Below are 21974 nucleotides of genomic sequence, written 5' to 3' on the forward strand. Positions count from 1 at the left end.
GTGGTCGGCGCCCTCGTCAGGCGGAGGCGTCCGACAGCGCGGTGATCTCGCCGTCCGCGAGCTCCAGCGTCGCGCCGGCGAGCAGGTCGGGCAGCTGCTCGACCGAGCGCGCGCTCGCGATCGGCGCGACGACGCCGGGCTGCACCCGCAGCCACGCCAGGCTCACGGCGGTGACCGAGGTGCCGTGCGCGGCGGCGACCGCGTCGAGGGCGGCCAGCACCCGGCGGCCGCGGTCGTCCAGGTAGCGCCCGGCCGATCCGGCGCGGGGGCTGTCCACGGCGGGCGACCCGTCGCGGTACTTGCCGGTGAGGAAGCCGCTCGCCAGCGAGGAGTACGGCAGCACGCCGAGGCCCTCGCGGACGGCGAGCTCCTGCAGCGGGCCCTCGTAGGCGCCGCGGTGCACCAGGTTGTAGTGCGGCTGCAGCGCGACGAACCGGGCGACCCCGAGGTCGTCGGCGATCCGCAGCGCCTCGGCCAGCCGCTCGGGCGAGAAGTTCGACGCCGCGACGTACCGGGCCTTGCCGTCGGCGACCACCTCGCCGAGTGCGGCGACGGTCTCCTCCAGCGGGGTGTCCTGGTCGTCCTCGTGCGCGTAGTAGAGGTCGACGTAGTCCGTGCCGAGCCGCTTCAGCGAGTCGTCGATCGCGGCCCGGACCACCGCCCGGGAGGTGCCGCGGCGGGTGCTGAGCTTGCCGACCTTCGTCGCGACCACGACGTCCGTGCGGTTGCCGCGCGCGGCCATCCAGCGCCCGATCGTCGCCTCGGACTCGCCGCCCTCGTGGCCGTCGCCCCACTCGGAGTAGACGTCCGCGGTGTCGACGAAGCTGCCCCCGGCCTCGGCGAACGCGTCCAGGACGGCGAACGAGGCCTGCTCGTCCGCGGTCCAGCCGAACACGTTGCCGCCCAGGTTCAGCGGCAGGACGTCCAGGTCGGTGGTGCCGATGCGTGCCATGGTCCTCCTCGGTCGGGCGGCGCCGGCCAGGGGGCACGGCGCCTGCGGGGCGCGCCGCGGGGTGGCGGCGGGCGTGGGGCGGTCGCGCCGTCGGGCCGCCGACCTCCGGTCTACCCCACGCGCCGCGCCGGCGCCCGGCGGGACCGCCCGCCGGACGCCCCACCGGCGCGCCGGGGGGTGGGCGCGCGCGATGCGTGGCTGCGAGCTGCGAGCTGCGAGCTGCCAGCTGCCAGCTGCCAGCTGCCAAGGCTCCGCGGACCGGGGCTCCGTGGCGACGGGGCAACCGACGCGTCGAGCGAGCAGTCGCCGACTACTCGCTCGACGTGTCGGCTGCGCTCGGCGGGCGCGCGAAGGCAGCTCAGAGGGGGTAGGCGGCGTACAGGTTGCGGATGTCGGCGGCCGGTCCCCGGACGACGAACACCGTGGTGCCGTTGCTCCACGCCGCGACGCCGGTGCCGTCCCCCGCGTCGACGACCGTGACCGTGCCGGTGGGTGCACCGCCGACGAGGACCTCGCCCTGCAGCAGCACGGCGGGGCCGGCGGCGGCCGCGGTCGGGTCGGCGGAGGCGCCGTCGGTGGCCTCGCCGCTCGCCGCGTCCGCCGCGTCCGCCGCGTCCGCCGCGTCCGCCGCCGGGAGCGTCGCCGCGACCGCCGCGAGCGCCGTGGCGGCCTCCTCGGGCGTCTCCCACTGCCCGGCCTGCACGCTGACGGTGCCGTCGGCCCCGTCGGTGTACGTCTCGGCGTAGGCCTCGACGGCGCCCTGGGCGAGCCAGGCCTCGTCGTCGGCGGAGGACGCCAGCGCGTACTGCAGCAGCGTGGTCGGCAGCGCGCCCGCGAACGCCGTGGTCGCGGCGCGGGCCGCCGGGGCGACCGAGGCGGTGGGCGACGGCAGCACCACGTCCGGCGGCGCGGCAGCCGTGCCGCCGGCGTCGTCGCGGGTGAGGAACCAGGCCGCACCCGCGCCGCCGAGCACGAGCACCGCGGCGGCGACCGCACCGACGACGACCCACCGGCGCCGGCCGCGGGCGGGCGTCGTGGCGTCGGGCCCGTCCGGGTCGTCGCCGCCTGGACCCGCGTCCGTCGTGTCGCCCGCTCCCGCGGCGTGCAGCGCCGCGTCCGCGCGCGCCAGGGCCGCGGTGCGGGCCTGGGCCTCGCCGGCCTGGAGCGCGGCGTCCGCACGGGCGAGGGCCGCGGTCCGCTCGGCGGGGTCGACCGGCTGCGACGGGGCGGCGTCGTCCGCGGCGGCGAACCGCCGGCTGCGCCGGGTGGGCGGCGGCGGGACGTCGCCGGGGGCCGGGTCGGCGGGCGGGCCGGCGGGGGTCCACGCGGCGGCAGGAGAGGCGGGGGCGGCGGGCGCCACCGGAGCCGACGGGGTCGTCGCACCCGCGGCCGTCGTCGCACCCGCCGAGGCACCCGCCCCGGCCTCCGCACCGTCGTCGCCGCGCAGGCTCGGCCACCGCGGCCGGTCGTCGCCGAACCGCCCGACGCCCGCCGCCGGCGTGCCGGTCTCCCGGCGCGCGAAGCGCCCGTCGGTGTCACTCATGCACGAACTCCTGCCGCCTTCCGGTCGGGCGCGGCCGCGTCAGCGCGCCGGCCCGGAGGTCCCGCGGCAGCCTAGCGGCCGGGCGGCGGCTCCTGGCGGACCGGCGCGGGCGGGCGTGCGCCCCTCAGGCGAGCAGGTCCCGCCGCCGGAACGCGACGACGCCCCCGCCGACCAGCGCGACGGCGACCGCCGTGAGGACGAGCACCGCGGGCCAGTCCATCGGCTCGGCGGGCATCCCCGGCGTGTACCGGAGCGGGGACGCGACGTCGCTGCCGTCCGGGAGCACCCCGCCGAGCATCGCGGTGAGCGCGACGTAGCCGAGGTACGCCCACGCCAGCCCGAACGCGCGCGGCCCGACCCCCAGGACGAGCACCGCCGCGCCGGTCACCGCCATCAGCGCGGGCACCTGCGCGAGTGCCGCGCCGAGCAGCCGGGGCACCAGCGCGGGGTCGTCGAGGGTGCTCGCCGCCGTCAGGCCCATGACCAGCCCGCCGAGCAGCACCATGGCCGTCACCGCGCCGAGCACGACCGCGAGCTGCGCGCCGAGCCACCGCGCGCGGCCCACCGACCCCGCGAGCACGTGCGCGGCGCGGCCCGCCGCCTCCTCCGCGCGCACCGCCCCGACGCCCTGGACGCCCGCCGCGGCGGCCAGCGCCACCGCCACGAGCAGGTACCGGGCCAGCGCCGCGTCCGCCGCCGCGGCCGACCCCTGGCCGAAGAACGCCCCGAGGGCGGGCTCGTCCTCGATGAACTGCACGACCTCGCGGGCCAGCACCCCGACGAGCCCGCAGATCGCGGCCACCCCGACGGCCCAGCCCGCGAGCGCCCCGGCGAGCCGGCGCAGCGTCACGGCCGCGACCCCCGTGAGGCGCGGTGAGGCGTGCGCACGGCCGGGGCGCTCGGGCAGCAGGCCGTCGCCGAGGTCGCGCCGCTCCGCCAGCAGCGCCGCGACCCCGAACACGGCGGCGGAGGCGAGCACCGGCAGCGCGAGCGGCCACCAGCGCTCGTCGACCCAGGCGCGCGTGGCCTGCGACCAGCCGAACGGGGACAGCCAGCTCAGCACGCTGCCGCTCTCCGGGGCGCGGACGTCCCCCACGGCGCGCAGCACGAACCCCGCGCCGATCGCCGCCGTCCCCAGCATCGAGGCCGTCCGGGCGTGCGTGACGAGCTGGGCGGCCACCGCGGCGGTCGCGCCGAACGTGAGACCGACCAGACCGCAGCCGAGCCCGAAGGCCAGCGCCCCGGCGGCCGGCAGGCCCGTGCCGACCAGCGCGGCGGCGAGCGCGAGCCCGATCGCGAGGTCAGCGAGCGTCACGACGACGACCGCCGCGAGCACCGGCGCGTCCCGCCCCACCGGCGTCGACCGGACCACCTCGAGGAGCCCCGACTCCTCGGCCCCGCGCAGGTGCCGCACCACGAGCAGCACCGACATGATCGCGAGCGCGAGCGCGACCCAGGCGCCGAGCTCGTTCGCGACCATCGCGCCGATCGTGTAGTCGTCGAGGCCGTACCCCCGGACCGCCGAGGGCCGTCGCCGCGGGCGATCGCATGAGCTCGGCGCGCGCGGCGCGGGACTCGGGCGTCGGGAACAGGTCCGCCTCCGACGACGCGGACACGGCGGTCAGCCCGGCGACGGCGACCAGCCACACGGGCAGCCGCACCCGCTCGACCCGCAGCGCCACCCGGACCAGCGCCCCGGTGCCGGCCCAGCGGTCCGTCGCACCCCGGGACGCCGGTGCCGCGGGGCGGGCGGCGGGCGTGGCCACGGCGGTCACCGCGGGCTCCCGACGGTCTCGCCGTACTCCCGGAGGAACAGGTCCTCGAGCGTCGGCGGGTGCGCGGTGACGCCCCGGACCCCGAACCGCGGGCAGCAGCGCCAGCACGTCGTCCAGCGCCTCGGCGTCGACGTCGAGCCGGACGTGCCCGTCGACGCGTGCGGGGTCGTGCACGCCCGGCGCACCCTGCAGTGCGGCGAGCGCGGCGTCGGGGTCCTGCAGCGAGACGACGACCGCGGTCCGGGTCAGCCCGCGGAGCTCGTCGAGCGTCCCCGACCGCACCGCGCGGCCGGCGCGGATGATCGTGACCCGCTCGCAGAGCGCCTCCACCTCCGCGAGGATGTGGCTGGACAGCAGCACCGTGCGCCCGTCCCCGGCGGCCTCGCGGATGCACCGCTGGAACTCCGCCTCCATCAGCGGGTCCAGACCGCTCGTCGGCTCGTCGAGGACCAGCAGCGGGACGTCGGCCGCGAGCGCGGCGACCAGCGCGACCTTCTGCCGGTTGCCCTTGGAGTACGCGCGCACCCGCACGGTGGGGTCGAGCTCGAACCGCCCGACGAGGTCGTCGCGCCGCCGCGGGTCGAGCCCGCCGCGCAGCCGCCCGAGCAGGTCGATCGCCTCGCCGCCGGTCAGGTTGGGCCACAGGTCGACCTCCCCCGGCACGTACGCCAGGTGGTGGTGCAGGGCGACGGCGTCCCGCCACGGGTCGGCGCCGAGCACCCGGGCCTCGCCCGCGTCGGCGCGCAGCATGCCGAGCAGCACCCGGATGGTCGTCGACTTGCCGGCGCCGTTCGGGCCGAGGAACCCGTGCACCTCCCCCGCGCGCACGGTCAGGTCGAGCCCGTCGAGCGCCCGTCGGCGGCCGAACGCCTTGACGAGGCCGCGGACCTCGACGGCGGCGGCGGCGGTGGTCGGGTGGCTGGTCATGGTTCCTCCCGGGCGAGCTCGTCGATCGCCGCCGCCAGCAGGTCGTGGTCGGTGAGCAGCGGCTCGGTCAGCATCTCCATCGCCGGGACGACCGCCCAGCGGGACAGCGCGGTGAACGCGGCGACGGGTTCGAGCGTCGGCGACGGCGCGCGGCCCGCCTCGGCGTCGATGAGCGCGAGCTGCAGCAGCCCGACGCTCTGGGCGACCAGGTAGCGGGCCCGCCCCGCCGGGTCGACCGACGGGCTCACGGTGCCCGCCGCGACCCCGAGCGCCAGGTAGTCCTCGGTCGCGGCGACCATGTCCTCGACGAACCGGGACGCGAGCGCGCCGCCGGCCGCGAGGCTGCGGACGACGTAGCCGAACACCGGCCCGTACTGCGTGAGGTCGGCCAGGTGCGCCATCGACTCGCGGGGCGTCTCGGTGGTGAGCGACGCCTCCTTCTGCGACCGGATGCGGTCCAGGACGTACGCGTCGCAGGCGGCCCGGAGGCCGTCCTTGGAGCCGAAGTGGTGGATGACCAGCGCCGGGCTCACGCCCGCGTCGGCGGCGACGGCGCGCAGGCCGGCGCCGAAGCCGTCGCGGGCGAACCGCAGCAGCGCCGCGTCCCGGATCCGGGCGCGGGCGGTCAGGTCGTCGTCGGTCGTCGCTGAACGCACGTTCAGCAGACTAAACGCGTGTTCAGCCCGGCGGCAAGGGGGCGCATCGACCCGGTGGCGTCAGCCCTCGGCGCGCGCCTGCACCCGGGCGGTGTCGGCGCGGGTGAGCCGCACCGCCTCGCCGAGGTCGGCCGCCTGCGCGACCCGCATACCCTCCGGCCCCTGGCCCTTCTCCAGCGACCCGGCCGGCACCACCGCGTGCGTGAACCCGAGCCGCGCCGCCTCCGCGAGCCGGCGCGCCGTCCCGGTCACCGGGCGGATCTCCCCCGCGAGCCCGACCTCGCCGATCGCGACCAGTCGCGGCGGCAGCGCCACGTTCTCCCGGCTGCTGACGGTCGCGAGCGCGAGCGCCAGGTCCGCCGCGGGCTCGACGACGCGGGCGCCGCCGACCGTCGACACGTACACGTCCTGGTCCCCGACCTTGAGGCCCGCGCGCCGCTGCAGCACCGCGAGCACCATCGCGAGCCGGCTGCCGTCGACGCCGCTCGTCGTCCGGCGGGGGTTGCTCAGCATCGACGGCGCGACGAGCGCCTGCACCTCGGTGGCCAGCGGGCGCCGGCCCTCGAGCGTCACGGTCACGCAGGTGCCCGGGACGTGGTGCCGCTCGTGCGAGACGAACAGCCCCGACGGGTCGGCGAGCCCGACGATGCCCGTCTCGGTGAGGTCGAAGCACCCGACCTCGTCGGTCGGGCCGAACCGGTTCTTGGTCGCGCGCAGCAGCCGCAGCCGGGAGTGCCGGTCGCCCTCGAACTGGCACACCACGTCGACGAGGTGCTCCAGCGTGCGGGGTCCCGCGACCGACCCGTCCTTGGTGACGTGCCCGACCAGCAGCACCGGCAGCGCGCGCTCCTTGGCGGCGGAGATCAGCGCGGCGGCGACCTCGCGCACCTGGGCCACGCCGCCCGGCGACCCCTCGACGGCCGACGACGCGACCGTCTGCACCGAGTCGAGCACCAGCAGGTCGGGCTCCGTCTGCGCCAGGTGCCCGAGGATCGTGCCGAGGTCGGTCTCGGCCGTCAGCAGCAGCGTGTCCGCCAGCGCCCCGATCCGCTCGGCGCGCAGCCGCACCTGGCCCGCGGACTCCTCGCCGGTCACGTAGAGCACGGTGCGGCCGCCGGTCGCGGCGCGGCTGGCGACGTCGAGCAGCAGCGTCGACTTGCCGACCCCCGGCTCCCCCGCGAGCAGCACGACGGCGCCCGGGACGAGGCCGCCGCCCAGCACCCGGTCGAGCTCCCCCACGCCGGTGGGCAGCGCGCGGGCCGCCTCGACGTCGATCTCCGCGATCGGCCGGGCCGCCCCGCGCAGCGGCACCATGACCGCCGTCCGCGGCGCCGCCCCGCCCGGACCCGTGTCCTCCGACACCGAGCCCCAGGTCTGGCACTCGCCGCACCGGCCCACCCACTTGGACGTCGTCCAGCCGCACTCGGTGCAGCGGAAGGCGGGCCGGGCGGTCCGGGAGGAGGTGGTGGTCGACACGGCCGTCACGCTAACGGCCGCCACCGACAGCCTCCGGCGCCGCACCGTGACCGAATCGCGACGTCCACGCCGCGCGCACCGCACGCGGCGTGTCCCCGGCGGCCCGTAGGATCGCGCCGTGCCCACCACCACGCCGCCCGACGACCTGCTGCGGCACACGCTCGCCGCGGTCGCGCCCGGCACCGAGCTGCGCGACGGCCTGGAGCGCATCCTGCGCGGCCGCACCGGCGCGCTCATCGTGCTCGGGCACGACGCGACGGTCGAGAGCATCTGCTCCGGCGGGTTCGAGCTCGACGTCGAGTTCTCCGCCACCCGGCTCCGCGAGCTCGCGAAGATGGACGGCGCGATCGTCATGGACCCGGCCTCGCGCCGCATCCTGCGCGCCGCCGTGCAGCTGCTCCCGGACCCGACCATCTCGACGTCCGAGTCCGGCACCCGGCACCGCACGGCCGAGCGCGTCGCCAAGCAGACCGGCCTGCCGGTCATCTCGGTGTCCGCGTCGATGCGGATCATCGCCCTGTACGTCGGCGAGCAGCGGCACGTGCTGGAGAACGCCGACGCGATCATGTCCCGCGCCAACCAGGCGCTCGCGACGCTCGAGCGGTACAAGGCCCGGCTCGACGAGGTCAGCGGCACGCTGTCGGCGCTCGAGATCGAGGACCTCGTCACCGTCCGCGACGTGTGCGTGGTCGTGCAGCGCCAGGAGATGGTGCGCCGCATCTCCGAGGAGATCGCGGGCTACGTGGTCGAGCTCGGCACCGACGGCCGCCTGCTGTCCCTGCAGCTCGACGAGCTCACCGGCGGCATCGGCTCCGACAGCGAGCTGGTGATCCGCGACTACCTCGACGCGTCCCGCCGGGACGGGGACGCGATCGCCGCCTCGCTGTCCGCGCTCGACTCGACCGAGCTGCTCGACCTCGCGCTCATCGCGCGCGAGCTCGGCCTGCCGTCGGGCGTCGAGATGCTGGACGCCGCGACCGGCCCGCGCGGCTACCGGCTGCTCTCCAAGGTCCCGCGCCTGCCCGCGGCGATCGTCGACCGGCTCGTCGGGCACTTCAGCGGCCTGCAGAAGCTGCTGGCCGCCAACATCGACGACCTCATGGCGGTGGACGGCGTGGGCGAGCAGCGCGCCCGCGCGGTGCGCGAGGGCCTGTCCCGGCTCGCGGAGTCGAGCATCCTCGAGCGCTACGTCTGACCGGCGCCACGTCGGACCGGCGGGTCGCCCCGCGGGTCACTCCAGCCCGAACACCACCGGCTGGGTGCTGACCCCGCCGAGCGCGAGCACGGCCTGGTAGGTCCCCGGCTGCGCCTCCGGCTGATCCGGCGCGCAGCCCTCGACGGAGCGGGTGCGGTCCCACTGCACCGGGCGCTCGTCGGCCTGGTCGGGCGCGAGCAGCAGCTGCAGGGTCTCCCCCGTGGCGCAGTCGGTGCTCGCCCAGATGCGGTCGCTGCCCGAGGTGATGAGCACCTGGCGCTGCGCGTCGCCGGCGTCGAGCAGGCAGGGCGTGCTGCCGGTGTTGGTGATGCGGATCGTGAAGGTCGGCAGCTGGCCCGCCGGGTAGGTCGTCGCGTCGGCGGTCATCTCGAGGCCGATCGCGCCCGGCTCGCACGCGGGCGTGCCGGCGGTCGACTCCTCCTCGGTGGGGGTCGGCGTGGTCGCACCGTCGGTGGGCGCGGCGGCGTCGTCGCCACCCCCGCCGCCGAGCAGCGCCCGCACGCCGAACACGGCGAGCACCACGACCAGCACGAGCACCAGCACGACCACGGCCCGCCGGATCCAGTACACGCGCGCGGGCAGCGAGCCCTCCGGCCGCAGCACGCCCATGTCCCGGTCCCTCCGCTCGATCTGCCGCCCACGCTAACGCGGCGAGGCCCCACCCCCGGTGACCTCCGGGGGGACACGCGGGCCGCAGGCGCCGGTCCCCACCCGATCCTCGCGTGATCACCCGATCGACCGGGTGGCGACGCGAGAACCGGGTGGGGACGTCGCGGGCGCGGCGCGGGCCGGGCGATTCGGCGCGCGCGGCCGGGCCGGGTGAGGATGTGCGGCGTGCTGCCGACCTCCGCCGCCGACGCCGCGCGCGCCGACGCCCCCGTCGACCCCGCGCTCGCCGACGGGATCCGCGCGGACGTCGTCGACTGGTTCGGCGCGCACGCCCGCGACCTCCCCTGGCGGCACCCCGACCGGACCCCGTGGGGCGTGCTGGTCAGCGAGGTGATGCTGCAGCAGACGCCGGTCGTCCGCGTCGAGCCCGCGTGGCGCGCGTGGACCACCCGCTGGCCCACGCCCGCCGACCTCGCCGCCGCGAGCCCGGCCGACGTGCTGCGCGCCTGGGACCGGCTCGGCTACCCCCGGCGCGCGCTGCGGCTGCAGGAGTGCGCGCAGGCGGTCGTCGAGCAGCACGGCGGCGTGGTGCCGTCCGACGAGGACGCCCTGCTCGCGCTGCCCGGCATCGGGTCCTACACGGCTGCGGCGGTGCGGGCGTTCGCGTTCGGGCTGCGGTCCGTCGTGCTCGACACCAACGTGCGCCGGGTGCTCGCGCGGGTGGCCGAGGGCGCCGCGCTGCCGGCCCCGGCACTGGCCGTCGGGGAGCGGCGGCTGGCGGAGGCGTTCGTCCCCGCCGACGACGACGGCGCCGCGCGCTGGGCGGCCGCCTCGATGGAGCTCGGCGCGCTGGTGTGCACCGCCCGGGCGCCGCGGTGCGAGGCGTGCCCCGTGGCCGACCGGTGCGCGTGGCGCCTGGCCGGCAAGCCCGACGACGCGCACGCCCTCCGGCGCCGCACGCAGAAGTGGGCGGGCACCGACCGGCAGGTGCGCGGGCGGATCATGGCGCTGCTGCGCGAGGCGCTGGAGCCGGCGCCGGCCGAGGCGGTCGCGGCGGTCTGGCCCGACGACGTCCAGCGGGACCGCTGCCTCGCCGGGCTGCTGGTCGACGGCCTGGTCGAGCGGGTCCCGGGCGAGGACCCGGAGCGCCCGCGCTACCGCCTCCCCGCGGGGGCCTAGAGGTCGACGATCATCCGGGTGTTGCCCAGGGTGTTCGGCTTCACGCGGGCCAGGTCGAGGAACTCCGCGACCCCGTCGTCGTGGGACCGCAGCAGCTCGGCGTACACCTCGGGCGGCACCGCGGGGCCGGCGATCGTGCCCCAGCCGTGCGCGGCGAAGAAGTCCACCTCGAAGGTGAGGCAGAACAGCCGGCTCAGCCCGAGCTCCCGGCCCCGCCCGGTCAGCCCCTCCAGCAGCGCGTGGCCCACGCCGCGCCCTCGCCACGCGCGCGCGACGGCGAGGGTCCGGATCTCCGCGAGGTCCTGCCACATGACGTGCAGGGCGCCGCAGCCGATGAGCGTGCCGTCCGGCGCCTCGGCGACCTGGAACTCCTGGATCGCCTCGTAGTAGCCGACCAGCTCCTTGGCGAGCAGGATCCGCTCGTCCGCGTACGGCTGCACCAGGTCGCGGATGCCGCGGACGTCGGCCGGGCGCGCGGGTCGGACCCGGTAGCCGGGCTGGTCGGGCGGGGTGGCGGGGGTCGACGGCGCGGCGGGGTCGGTCACGCCCCCAACCTACGACGCGCACCGGCTCGGGCGCCCGCGCCGGTCCGCGTCGGTGGTCGGCCCGCCGGGTCCACGCCCACGGTCAGCCCGCCGCGGCGGCACCCGAGCCGCCGGGCAGGTCCGGCGCTCCCGGGCCGAGCTCCGCGGCCTGCGCACGCGCGCGGCGCACCGCCGGCTCGTCGAGCCCGAGCACCCGCAGCGCGGCGTCGCCGACGAGCGGTGCCACGTCCCGGGCCCCGGCCTGGCCGCCGGAGCGCCGGGCCGTGATCACGGTCTCGACCAGCCCGAACACGAGCGTCGCCTCCGCCGGCCGCCCGGACTCGGGCCGCCCGAGGACGGCGGCGACCAGCGCGTCGTACCGCGCGCGCAGCCGTGACCGCTCCTCGTGGAACTCCGCGAAGGCCTCGCCCTCCACCTCGGGCAGCTGCATGAGCCCGCCGATGTTCACCGGCCCGTGAGCGAGCCAGCGGGCGTCGGCGTCGCACAGCGCCCAGAGCCGGGCCGCCGGGTCGCCCGGGGCGTCCAGCAGCTCGTCGGCCAGGTCGAGGGACGGGCGCACGGTGTCGAGCAGCAGGGTCCGCAGCAGGACGTCCTTGCCGCGGAAGTGGTGGTAGATCGACGCCTGCTTCACCCCGGCGCGCTCGGCGATCGCGTAGGTCGAGGTGGCCGTGTACCCGACGCTGCTGAACAGGGCCGCCGCCGCGGCGAGCACGTCGCCCCGGGTGTCGCGGGAGTCCGCGGCGCGCGGACGCCCGGGCCGGGCGGCGGGACGCGCCGCGTCGGGGGTGGGGGCCGTCATGCGCGCGGACGGTAGCAGCCGCGCGTCACCGGGATGTTGCGCGCGCACCCGCCCCGCCGGCCGCTCCCCCGGCCCCGGCTCGCGACCGCACCCCCGACCCGGCCCGAGCGAGCTCCAGCAGCCGGGCCGCCGTCCGCTCGTCGACCACCAGGTCGGTCATCGTGCCCGCCCGCAGCGCGGCGAGCAGCGGCACCGCCTTGTTGTCCCCCGCCACCGCGCACAGCCGCCTCGGGATGCGCCGGAGCTGCTCGGGCGACGGCCCGGTGGCGCGCGCGTTCAGCGGCACGTCCTGCCACGACCCGTCCGCCCGCAGGAACACCGTGCACACGTCGCCGACGACCGACTGCTCGTGCAGCAGCTCGACGTCGTCGTCGTCCAGGTACCCGGCGGAGTACACGTGGCTCGGCACCGACCCGGTGACCGAGCCGACCGAGAACAGCGCGATGTCGGCCCGGGCCTGCTCGTCCAGCACGCGGCGCACGGACCGCTCGCGCCACATCGCCTGCTTGGTCTCCGGGTAGTCGAAGAACGCCGGCACCGGGAAGTGGTGCACGGTCGCGCCGAACGCGCTGCCGAACGACGCGATCAGGTCGCTGGCGTACTCGATGCCGGACGTCCGGGTGTTGGCCGCGCCGTTCAGCTGGACCACGACGCTGCCGTGCGTCGCCTTGGGCGGCAGCCGCCGCGACACGGCCGCCAGCGTGGTCCCCCAGGCGACGCCGAGGATCATGTCGGAGTCGAACCACGAGGCCAGCAGGCGCGCGGTCGCGCGGGCCACCTGGTCGAGGGTGTCGGCGGGCTCCCCGGAGTCGGGGACGGGCACGACGTAGGTGTCGATGCCGAAGGCGGCGGAGATGGACCGGCCGAGGCTCGGCGCCCGGGTGCTGGACGGCCGGAGGGTGATCTCGACGAGGCCCGTCTCCCGCGCCCGCTTCAGGAGCCGGGAGACGGTCGACCGCGAGGTGTGCAGGTGCCGCGCGATGACGTCCATCTTGACGTCCTGCAGGTAGTACATGGACGCGGCGCGCAGCACGTCCTGCTCCCGGTCGGTCATCGTCCGCGACCTCCTCGTCGGGTGCGTGCTGGGACCTCGGTCCCTGCACATTCGTGCACTGCGGTTGCGCGTCTGTTCGCGACGTGACGACGATAGCGAACAGACAGGACCGAGGTCCCAGTCTGCGGGGCCACGAGCGCCCGCGGCCAGGGCACCGACGGCCGGGAGGCAAGACCGCGATGGAGCTGACATGAGGACCGCAGCACTGACCCCCCGCCTGCGTGACGACGCGCTGGCCGCACTGAAGGCCACCACGGAGGGCGGGCCCGAGCTCGACGTCCTCGTGATCGGCGGCGGCGTCACGGGTGCGGGCATCGCGCTCGACGCCGTCACCCGCGGCCTGTCGACCGCCGTGATCGACGCCCAGGACTGGGCGTCCGGCACCTCCAGCCGGTCGAGCAAGCTCGTGCACGGCGGCCTGCGCTACCTGCAGATGCTCGACTTCCACCTCGTGCGCGAGGCCCTCACCGAGCGCGACCTGCTCATCAGCGACCTGGCCCCGCACCTGGTCAAGCCCGTGCCGTTCCTCTACCCGCTGGAGAACCGGGTCTGGGAGCGCGCGTACGTCGGCGCCGGCATCGCCCTGTACGACACGCTGGCCAGCGTCAACGGCCGCAAGCGCGCGATGCCGCTGCACCAGCACGTCACCCGCAAGGGCCTCGAGCGCAAGTTCCCGGACCTGCGCCACGACGCCGCGGTCGGCGCCATCCAGTACTGGGACGCGAACGTCGACGACGCCCGCCTGGTCTCGACCCTGATCCGCACCGCCGCGTCCTACGGCGCGCACGCGGCGTCCCGCACCCAGGTCGTGGGCCTCACGACCACCTCGGGCGGCGCGGTCACCGGCGCCGAGCTCGTCGACCTCGAGACCGGCGAGCGCCTGACCGTCCGCGCGCGGCACGTCATCAACGCCACGGGCGTGTGGACCGAGCAGACCGAGTCGCTCGCGGGCACCGAGGGCGGCCTGCGGGTCCTCGCCTCCAAGGGCATCCACATCGTCGTGCCGCGCGACCGCATCGCCGGCAACGTCGGCCTCATCCTGCAGACCGAGAAGTCGGTGCTGTTCGTGATCCCGTGGTCCCGCTACTGGGTGATCGGCACCACCGACACCCCGTACGAGCAGGACCTCGTGCACCCCGTCGCCACCAGCGAGGACATCGACTACGTCATCGACCACGCCAACGCGGTGCTGTCCCGGCCGATCACCCGCGAGGACGTCATCGGCACCTGGGCCGGCCTGCGCCCGCTGCTGCAGCCGGGCACCAAGGAGGGCACCTCGTCCGCCAAGGTGTCCCGCGAGCACACCGTGGCCTCGCCGACCCCGGGCCTGACGGTCATCGCGGGCGGCAAGCTCACCACCTACCGCGTGATGGCCAAGGACGCGGTCGACTTCGCGATCGGCTCCCGCGCCACCACGCTGCCGTCGATCACGCACAAGATCCCGCTGGTCGGCGCCGAGGGCCTCGAGGTCCTGCAGCGCCAGGCCCGTGACATCGGCAGCCGGTACGGCTGGGACCGGGGCCGCATGGACCACCTGCTGCACCGCTACGGCTCCCTGCTCGGCGAGCTGCTCGAGATGGTGGACGAGGACCCGTCCCTCGGGCAGCCGGTCCCCGGCGCGGCCGCGTACATCGGTGCGGAGATCGCCTACGCCGTCACGCACGAGGGCGCCCTGCACCTCGACGACGTGCTCATGCACCGCACGCGCCTCAACTACGAGGTGGCGGACAAGGGCGTGAGCGCGCTGGACGCGATCGCGGACATCATCGCGCCGCGGCTCGGCTGGGACGACGCCACCCGGGCCCGGGAGATCGACGCCTACCGGCAGCGCGCCGCCGCCGAGCAGGCCGCCGCGGAGAAGACGGACGACGCCGCCGCGCAGGCCGCGCGCGACGCCGCGGAGGACCTCGCGCCGCTCCTGCCGCTCGACGCCGACCCGGTCCGGCCCGGCACCAAGCCGGGTTCGTCGCCCCACACCCCTGCCACTGCCGGTCCGGCAGGGACATGATCAGTACCACCTAGCGGTCCCCCGGCCGCGCCCCGCCCGGTCGGTCCTCGACCGGGCGGGACCCTGCGAGACAACGACGTCCGTCAAGAAAGAGGTCGACCGTGGAGTCCATCTCGATCGGAGAAGCGATGCTCTCCGAGTTCCTCGGCACCGCCACCCTGCTCCTCCTGGGTGCGGGTGTCGTCGCCAACGTGATCCTCCCGAAGACGAAGGGTTTCGGCGGCGGCTGGCTGCTGATCAACTTCGGGTGGGGCCTCGGCGTGTTCACCGCCGTCTACGTGGCCTTCAAGTCCGGCGCGCACCTCAACCCCGCGGTGACGCTGGGCATCTGGGCGGCCGGCAAGGACGAGTTCGCCCCGGGCATCGAGGTGAACGCCGCCAACGGCTTCCTGTACATCGCGGCGCAGTTCGCCGGCGCCGCCGTCGGTGCGGCCCTGGCCTACCTCACCTACAAGAAGCACTTCGACCAGGACGCCGACCCCGGCATCAAGCTCGCGGTGTTCTCGACCGGCCCGGAGCTGCGCTCCTACGGCTGGAACTTCCTCACCGAGGTCGTCGCCACGTTCGTCCTGGTGTTCTGGGTGGTCATCAGCGGCAACACCCCCGCCCAGATCGGCCCGCTCGGCGTCGCGCTCGTCGTGGTCGCGATCGGCGCCAGCCTCGGTGGCCCCACGGGGTACGCCATCAACCCGGCCCGTGACCTCGGCCCGCGCATCGCGCACGCCCTGCTCCCGATCCGCGGCAAGGGCTCGTCCGACTGGTCGTACGCCTGGGTGCCGGTGCTCGGCCCCGCGGTCGGCGGCATCCTCGGCGGCCTCCTGGCCATGTCCATCGGCTGGGTCGCCTGACCGTCCCGCCCTGAGCGGACGCCCGCCCGCCGCGCGGGCGGGCGTCCCCTCCGCCGCGACGCCCCTCGTCGCGGCCCCGCTCGTCGCGGCCCGGAGGCCGCACCGTTCCCCGGCAGCGCCGCCCCCGCGGTGCCGCCACCCGCCCCCGGGCGGGGTCAGACCGACGCGAAGGAAGCACCATGTCCGAGCAGTACGTGATGGCGATCGACCAGGGCACCACCTCGACGCGGGCGATCATCTTCGACCACGGCGGCCAGATCGTGTCCGTCGGCCAGACCGAGCACCAGCAGATCTTCCCCAAGGCCGGCTGGGTCGAGCACGACCCCAACGAGATCTGGACCAACACCCGCGAGGTCGTCAGCGTCGCCCTCTCCCGGGCGAACAAGACCTACTCCGACATCGTCGCCGTCGGCATCACCAACCAGCGCGAGACCGCGGTGGTCTGGGACCGGACCACCGGGCAGCCCGTCTACAACGCGATCGTCTGGCAGGACACCCGCACCCAGAAGATCTGCGACGACCTCGCGGCCCTCGGCGGCGGCGCCGAGCGCTACAAGGAGCGCGTCGGCCTGCCGCTCGCCACGTACTTCTCCGGCCCGAAGATCCGCTGGATCCTCGACAACGTCGAGGGCGCCCGCGAGAAGGCGGAGCGCGGCGAGCTCGCGTTCGGCAACACCGACTCCTGGGTGCTGTGGAACATGACGGGCGGCGTCGACGGCGGCGTGCACGTCACGGACGTCACCAACGCGTCCCGCACGATGCTGATGAACGTCGACTCGCTCACCTGGAACGAGGAGATCGCGGCGGAGATGGGCGTGCCGCTCTCCATGCTCCCGGAGATCCGGTCCTCCTCCGAGGTCTACGGCCACGGCCGCAAGGGCGGCTTCGTCCCGGGCGTGCCGATCGCCGGCATCCTCGGCGACCAGCAGGCGGCGACCTTCGGCCAGGCGTGCTTCGAGGTCGGCACGGCCAAGAACACCTACGGCACCGGCAACTTCATGCTGCTGAACACCGGCACCGAGCCCGTCCAGTCGAAGAACGGCCTGCTCACCACCGTCGCCTACAAGATCGGCGACGCCCCGCAGGTCTACGCGCTCGAGGGCTCGATCGCGGTCACCGGCTCCCTGGTGCAGTGGCTGCGCGACAACCTGGGCATGTTCACCGACGCCCCGGACATCGAGTACCTGGCCAGCAAGGTCGACGACAACGGCGGCGCGTACTTCGTGCCGGCGTTCTCCGGCCTGTTCGCCCCGTACTGGCGCTCGGACGCGCGCGGCGCCCTCGTCGGCCTCACCCGGTACGTCAACCGCAACCACATCGCCCGCGCGGCGCTGGAGGCCACCGCCTTCCAGACCCGCGAGGTGCTCGACGCGATGAACGCGGACTCCGGCGTCGACCTGACCGAGCTCAAGGTGGACGGCGGCATGACCGCCAACAACCTGCTCATGCAGTTCCAGGCCGACATCCTCGACGTGCCGGTCATCCGGCCGAAGGTCGCCGAGACGACCGCGCTCGGCGCCGCGTACGCCGCGGGCATCGCCGTCGGGTTCTGGAACGGCGAGCAGGACGTGCGCGACAACTGGGCCGAGGGTGCGCGCTGGACCCCCGACCTGGAGTCGGACGAGCGCGACCGGCAGTACCGGCTGTGGAAGAAGGCCGTGCAGAAGACCCTCGACTGGGTCGACGACGACGTGCGCTGACGCCGCGCCTCCCCCGCGGCTGCCGGCACCGGCAGCCGCGGGACCGCACGGACCGGGACGGCCCCGTCCCCCTCGCGACGAGGGGGACGGGGCCGTTCCCGTGCGCGGGCTGCCCGCGGCGGGTCAGCGGTCGACGCGGGCCGAGCCGCCGCCGGCGAGCTTGAGCACCTCGGCCTTCGAGGCCATCGTCGTGTCGCCCGGGGTGGTCATCGCGAGCGCGCCGTGCGCGGCGCCCCACTCGACAGCGGTGGCGAGCGGCTGCCCGTCGAGCAGGCCCGCGGCGAGCCCCGACGCGAACGAGTCCCCGCCGCCCACCCGGTCGAGGATCTCCAGACCCGGTCGGTGCGTGGCCCGCACCAGGCCCTCGTCCCGCGACCAGGCGATGGCGCCCCAGTCGTTGACCGTGGCGCTGCGGACCGTGCGGAGCGTGGTGGCGATGACCCGGAAGTTGCCGAACTCCGCGGCGACCCGGTCGATCATCGCGGCGAACGAGTCGACCTCGATCTCGGAGATCTGCTCGTCGACCCCCTCGACCTCGAAGCCGAGGGCCGCCGTGAAGTCCTCCTCGTTCCCGATCATCACGTCGACGTGCCGGGCGATCTCGCGGTTGACCTCCTGCGCCCGGGCCGTCCCGCCCGTCGCGCGCCACAGGCTGGGGCGGTAGTTGAGGTCGTAGGACACGACGGTCCCGTACCGCTGCGCGGCGGTGACGGCGGCGACCACGGTCTCGGCGGCGGTCTCGGACAGCGCGGCGTAGATGCCGCCCGGTGTGCAGCCACCGGACCCCGAGGTGCCCGAACAGGTGGTCCCAGTCGACGTCGTCCGGCGCGAGCTGCGACGCGGCCGTGTGCCCGCGGTCGCTGACGCCCACGGCGCCGCGCACCCCGAACCCCCGCTCGGTGAAGTTCAGGCCGTTGCGGACGTCGCGGCCGATGCCGTCGTACGGCAGCCAGCGCAGGAACGACGTGTCGACCCCGCCCTGCAGGATCAGGTCCTCGACCAGGCGGCCGACCTCGTTGTCCGCGAGCGCGGTCACGACCGCGGTGCGCAGGCCGAACGCCCGCCGCAGGCCGCGGGCGACGTTGTACTCGCCGCCGCCCTCCCACGCGCGGAACTGCCGGGCCGTGCGGATGCGGCCCTCGCCCGGGTCGAGGCGGAGCATCACCTCGCCGAGGGAGACGGCGTCGTAGCGGCACTCGGCGGCGGGGCGGATCGGCAGGGGCATGGGTGCGCTCCTTCGGGGCGAGAGGGCGGGGGCGAGCGGGCGGGGGCCGGGCGGTCAGGGGCGCAGGCGGGTGGCGAGCGCGACGGCGTCGGCGACGAGCGTCCGCACCCCGGCGAGGTCGCCGGCGCGCACCCGGTCGCGCGGCACCATCCAGGAGCCGCCGACCGCGGCGACGCACGGCAGCGCCAGGTACTGGTCGAGATTGCCGGGGCCGACACCGCCCGTCGGCACGAACCGCACGCCGCCGAACGGGGCTGCGAGCGCCGCGATCGCCGCGCTGCCGCCCGAGGTGCCGGCCGGGAAGAACTTCACGGTGCCGAGGCCGAGCTCGAGCGCGGCCTGCACCTCCGTGGCGGTCACCGCGCCGGGCAGCACCGGGACGCCGTGCTCCTGGGCGCGCTCGACGACCGCGCGGGAGGTGCCCGGCGAGACGAGGTACTGCGCCCCCGCGGCCACGGCGTCGTCGACCTGTGCGGGCGTCACGACCGTGCCCGCGCCGACCAGCACGTCCCCGCCCCGGTCGGCGATGGCGCGGATGGCGTCCGACGCGGCGGCGGTGCGGAACGTGACCTCGGCGACCGGGAGGCCGCCGGCGACGAGCGCGTCCGCGAGCGGGCCGGCGTCGCGGGCCTCGTCGAGGACCACCACGGGCACCAGCCGGTGCGCCGCGAGCCGGTCGAGCACGTCCGCCATGTCGAACTCCTTCGTTCTCGCGTTCCGCTGGGCGCAACGCGCGCTGCGCTGTGCGCACCGATCGTGGCACACGCGGCCGCGCGGCGGCAACGCCGGGTGGCGCGGAGGGCAGGCGGGCGAGAGCGGTGCCCGCCGAGGCCGGTGGCTCTGCCGCGTTCGGTGGTCTCCGCCCAATTCGGTGGCCCGAGGCGCCGAACTCGGCTGGACCCACCGAACCCCGTCGCGGCGAGCGGCCGGCAGCGACCGCCGGCGGCGGGCGCTCAGGCCGGGGGCAGCGCCAGGCCCGGCGGGAGCAGCGGCGGCACGACCGCGCGGACGCGCGCGTGCACCTCGGCCCGGCGATCGGCGGTCATCCGGTCCGCCGGGGCCGTGACGCTCAGGGCCGCGACCGGCCGGGACCCGCGCAGCAGCGGCACGCCCAGGCAGGCGATGCCGGGCTCGTTCTCCTCGACCTCGACGGCGTAGCCGCGGCGACGGGCGGCCGCCAGCTCCTCGGCGACGTGTGCGACGTCGACCCGGCCCGCGGGCTGCACGGCCCCGACGTACCCGTCGAGCGCCGCCGCCGGGGTGTCGCCGAACGCCAGCATCGCCCGGCCGAGCGCGGTCGTCGCCGCCCAGTTCCGCCGGCCGACGGCGGACCACACCCGCACGGGCCGCTCGGGCTCGACCTTGTCGAGGTAGACCACCTGGGCCCCGCTCAGGACGCCCAGGTGCACGAGCTCGTCCGTGGCGGCGCAGAGCGCGACCAGGGCCCCGTGCAGCCGGGCGGGCAGGTCGTCCTCCGCGAAGTACCGGTCGGCGAGCCCGAGCGCCGCCGGCCCGAGGCCGTACCGCCCGCTCGCCGGGTCCTGCGCGACGTAGTCGCGGTGCCGGAGCGCGGCGAGCGAGCGGTGCACGGTCGTCTTGTGCACGCCCAGGGCCGCGGACAGGTCCGCGAGGCTCGCACCGGCCGGGCCCGCGGCGGCGACGGCCTCGAGCGTCCGGAGGGCGCGGTCGACGCTCTCGACCGGCGACGCGGCGGCTGCCGCGGTGCCCTGCGCGCCCGCGCCGCTCGTCGTCTCCTCCGCCACGGCGCCCACCCTACGGGCGGCGCGGGCGGACCCGCGCCGCCCGGCCGGGCCCGGGCCGGGTCACCCCCCGAGCGCCGTGATGAACCACCGCGCCACCGTGAAGTAGATGACCAGCCCGGTGCCGTCGACCAGCGTCGTGATCAGCGGCCCCGAGCCGACGGCCGGGTCCAGCCCGACCTTGCGCAGCAGCAGGGGCAGCAGCGACGCGATCATCGAGGCCCACAGGATGATCGCCCCGGCGGCGACGGCGACGGTCAGCGCGACCTCACCGCCGACCCCGAGGGTCCAGGCCCGCACCCAGCCGACCACCGCGATCGTGGCGGCCGCCAGGAACCCGGCGGTCACCTCCTTGCGGACCACCCGGCCCGCGTCCCGCAGCCGCACGCTGCCCGTGGCCATCGCCCGGATGACGGTGGCGGTGATCTGGGTGCCCGCGTTGCCGCCGGCGCCGATCAGCAGCGGCACGAACAGCGTCAGCGCGATGACGGTCTCGAGCTCGTCCTCGTAGTGCTGCAGGACGCTGCTGGTGATCGTCGCGGTCACGAACAGCACCAGCAGCCAGACGATCCGCTTGCGCCAGAGCAGCAGCGGCGACGCCCGCAGGTACGGCACGTCCATCGGCGCGGCACCGCCCTGGCGCACGGCGTCCTCGGTCGCCTCCTCCTCGACGATGTCCGCGACGTCGTCACCGGTGAGCACGCCGAGCAGCTGCCCGTCGGCGACCACCGGGAGCACCGCGAGGTGGTGGTCCTGGAGCAGCCGCGCGGCGCGCTCCTGGTCGGCGGTCGGCTCGACGGTCACGACGTCCTCGCGCATGAGGTCGGCGATCAGCAGCTCCGGCGCGGCCAGCACCAGGTCCCGGAACGACACCACGCCGAGCAGCGCGGGGCCGGCCACGGCCGCGGGGTCGCTGGTCACCCAGACCTCGGCGCTGTCGGCGGTGGCCTCGGGCTGGGCGCGCAGCGCGTCGACGGCCTCGCGGACCGTCATCGTCGGGCGGACCGTCGCGACCTCGGGGTTCATCCGGGCGGCGGCCGAGTCGTCGGGCCAGGCCAGCAGCCCGCGCACGACGGCGGACCGCACGACGCGCATCGCGCCGAGCACCGCGGCGCGCTCGCCGTCGGGCAGGGCGCGGAGCAGCTCGGCGGCCTCGTCGGGGTCGAGGCTGTCGACCAGCCCGGCGGCCACCTGGGCCGGGACCACGTGCAGCACCTCGGCCGCGGCGTGCGGGTCGAGGGTGCCGAGCAGGTCGTCGGCGGTCGCGGGGTCGAGCAGGCCGACGAGCGCGCGGACCTGCGCGTCGGACAGGTCGGCGAGCTGGTCGGCGCGGTGCCGGGGGTCGGGGGTCTGCTCCAGCCAGACCTCGACGGCGCGGCGGGTGCCGACGGCGACGACGTCGTGCAGGTCGAGCGGCGTCTGCTCGCGGCCGTCGGGGCGGCGGGCGAGGACGGGGGCGTGGCGGGTCATGGCGCGCTCCTTCGTGGGGCGGCCGCGGCGGGGCGTCCCGGTGGCACCCGGGCGCGGCCGCGCACGCCCGGCCGGGACGCACGCCGGGCGGCGCACGGACCGGGCGGGACCGGGCGGTCGCGAGGCCGGGGTGCGGCACCGTCGGCGGCGCGGGTCGCCTCGGGGCGAGGCGGCGCGCGCCGGGGGCGGCACGGCACGGTCGGTCGCGACCACGGCGGGCGCGGTCGGCGGG

At 76.4% G+C, this 21974-nt stretch carries 17 protein-coding genes and 2 pseudogenes; 5 read left to right on the top strand and 14 right to left on the bottom strand.

Features of this window, described 5'->3' with window-relative positions:
* Window positions 1–16 precede the first annotated feature (16 nt).
* The 6 genes and pseudogenes from FKM96_RS05810 to radA form a co-directional block, all read right to left on the bottom strand.
* Window positions 17–952 carry an aldo/keto reductase gene (locus FKM96_RS05810; RefSeq protein ID WP_147794432.1) on the bottom strand — a complete coding sequence of 312 codons (936 nt, stop codon included), beginning with the start codon at window positions 950–952 and terminating at the stop codon, window positions 17–19.
* 358 nt (window positions 953–1310) lie between these two features.
* Window positions 1311–2495, bottom strand: a complete 1185-nt coding sequence (locus FKM96_RS05815; RefSeq protein WP_147794433.1) for a hypothetical protein — start codon at window positions 2493–2495, stop codon at window positions 1311–1313.
* A 124-nt stretch (window positions 2496–2619) separates the two neighbouring features.
* Entirely contained in the window at window positions 2620–3975 is a 1356-nt protein-coding gene (locus tag FKM96_RS05820) for an ABC transporter permease (RefSeq protein WP_246855221.1), read from the bottom strand.
* A gap of 291 nt (window positions 3976–4266) precedes the next feature.
* A pseudogene (locus FKM96_RS05825) lies at window positions 4267–5197 on the bottom strand (ATP-binding cassette domain-containing protein).
* On the bottom strand, window positions 5194–5853 hold the full coding sequence (locus FKM96_RS05830) for a TetR/AcrR family transcriptional regulator (protein ID WP_168216889.1): 660 nt from the start codon (window positions 5851–5853) through the stop codon (window positions 5194–5196). Before FKM96_RS05830 ends, FKM96_RS05825 begins: the two are co-directional and overlap by 4 nt.
* A 60-nt stretch (window positions 5854–5913) precedes the next feature.
* Complete coding sequence (gene radA, locus FKM96_RS05835) at window positions 5914–7329, bottom strand: DNA repair protein RadA (RefSeq protein ID WP_246855222.1); 1416 nt, start codon at window positions 7327–7329, stop codon at window positions 5914–5916.
* A 118-nt stretch (window positions 7330–7447) separates the two neighbouring features.
* Between radA and disA the strand changes: the two genes are divergently transcribed.
* A complete protein-coding gene (disA, locus tag FKM96_RS05840; RefSeq protein WP_147794436.1) occupies window positions 7448–8524 on the top strand; it encodes a DNA integrity scanning diadenylate cyclase DisA in 1077 nt (358 codons plus the stop codon).
* A 36-nt stretch (window positions 8525–8560) separates the two neighbouring features.
* Here the strand turns inward: disA and FKM96_RS05845 are convergent, their stop codons facing one another.
* Complete coding sequence (locus tag FKM96_RS05845; RefSeq protein ID WP_147794437.1) at window positions 8561–9154, bottom strand: hypothetical protein; 594 nt, start codon at window positions 9152–9154, stop codon at window positions 8561–8563.
* Between the two features lie 216 nt (window positions 9155–9370).
* Here FKM96_RS05845 and FKM96_RS05850 point away from each other — a divergent pair, with 216 nt between their 5' ends.
* Entirely contained in the window at window positions 9371–10333 is a 963-nt protein-coding gene (locus FKM96_RS05850; RefSeq protein ID WP_147794438.1) for an A/G-specific adenine glycosylase, read from the top strand.
* On the opposite strand, the gene FKM96_RS05855 is transcribed toward FKM96_RS05850, so the two are convergent.
* From FKM96_RS05855 to FKM96_RS05865, 3 genes are all read right to left on the bottom strand, one after another.
* On the bottom strand, window positions 10330–10878 hold the full coding sequence (locus FKM96_RS05855) for an amino-acid N-acetyltransferase (protein WP_147794439.1): 549 nt from the start codon (window positions 10876–10878) through the stop codon (window positions 10330–10332). The two genes, FKM96_RS05850 and FKM96_RS05855, sit on opposite strands and share 4 nt — an antisense overlap.
* 82 nt (window positions 10879–10960) lie before the next feature.
* Window positions 10961–11677, bottom strand: coding sequence for a TetR/AcrR family transcriptional regulator (locus tag FKM96_RS05860; RefSeq protein ID WP_147794440.1), 717 nt, complete (start codon window positions 11675–11677; stop codon window positions 10961–10963).
* Between the two features lie 25 nt (window positions 11678–11702).
* A complete protein-coding gene (locus FKM96_RS05865) occupies window positions 11703–12731 on the bottom strand; it encodes a sugar-binding transcriptional regulator (protein WP_147794441.1) in 1029 nt (342 codons plus the stop codon).
* A gap of 190 nt (window positions 12732–12921) precedes the next feature.
* On the opposite strand from FKM96_RS05865, the gene FKM96_RS05870 reads away from it, so the two are divergent.
* From FKM96_RS05870 to glpK, 3 genes are all read left to right on the top strand, one after another.
* A complete protein-coding gene (locus tag FKM96_RS05870) occupies window positions 12922–14739 on the top strand; it encodes a glycerol-3-phosphate dehydrogenase/oxidase (protein ID WP_147794442.1) in 1818 nt (605 codons plus the stop codon).
* A gap of 128 nt (window positions 14740–14867) precedes the next feature.
* On the top strand, window positions 14868–15587 hold the full coding sequence (locus tag FKM96_RS05875; RefSeq protein WP_246855342.1) for an MIP/aquaporin family protein: 720 nt from the start codon (window positions 14868–14870) through the stop codon (window positions 15585–15587).
* A gap of 179 nt (window positions 15588–15766) precedes the next feature.
* A complete protein-coding gene (gene glpK / locus FKM96_RS05880; RefSeq protein WP_147794443.1) occupies window positions 15767–17287 on the top strand; it encodes a glycerol kinase GlpK in 1521 nt (506 codons plus the stop codon).
* 123 nt (window positions 17288–17410) lie between these two features.
* Here the strand turns inward: glpK and FKM96_RS05885 are convergent.
* The 4 genes and pseudogenes from FKM96_RS05885 to mgtE form a co-directional block, all read right to left on the bottom strand.
* Window positions 17411–18512 (bottom strand): annotated as a pseudogene (locus FKM96_RS05885) (sugar kinase).
* A gap of 54 nt (window positions 18513–18566) precedes the next feature.
* Complete coding sequence (gene eda, locus FKM96_RS05890; protein ID WP_147794444.1) at window positions 18567–19205, bottom strand: bifunctional 4-hydroxy-2-oxoglutarate aldolase/2-dehydro-3-deoxy-phosphogluconate aldolase; 639 nt, start codon at window positions 19203–19205, stop codon at window positions 18567–18569.
* A 260-nt stretch (window positions 19206–19465) separates the two neighbouring features.
* Window positions 19466–20275 (bottom strand): IclR family transcriptional regulator, encoded by an 810-nt coding sequence (locus FKM96_RS05895; protein WP_147794445.1) that lies wholly within the window; start codon window positions 20273–20275, stop codon window positions 19466–19468.
* A 60-nt stretch (window positions 20276–20335) separates the two neighbouring features.
* Window positions 20336–21742 carry a magnesium transporter gene (gene mgtE / locus FKM96_RS05900; protein WP_147794446.1) on the bottom strand — a complete coding sequence of 469 codons (1407 nt, stop codon included), beginning with the start codon at window positions 21740–21742 and terminating at the stop codon, window positions 20336–20338.
* Window positions 21743–21974: the final 232 nt, after the last annotated feature.

The organism is Cellulomonas sp. Y8, assembly GCF_008033115.1.
GTDB lineage: Bacteria > Actinomycetota > Actinomycetes > Actinomycetales > Cellulomonadaceae > Cellulomonas.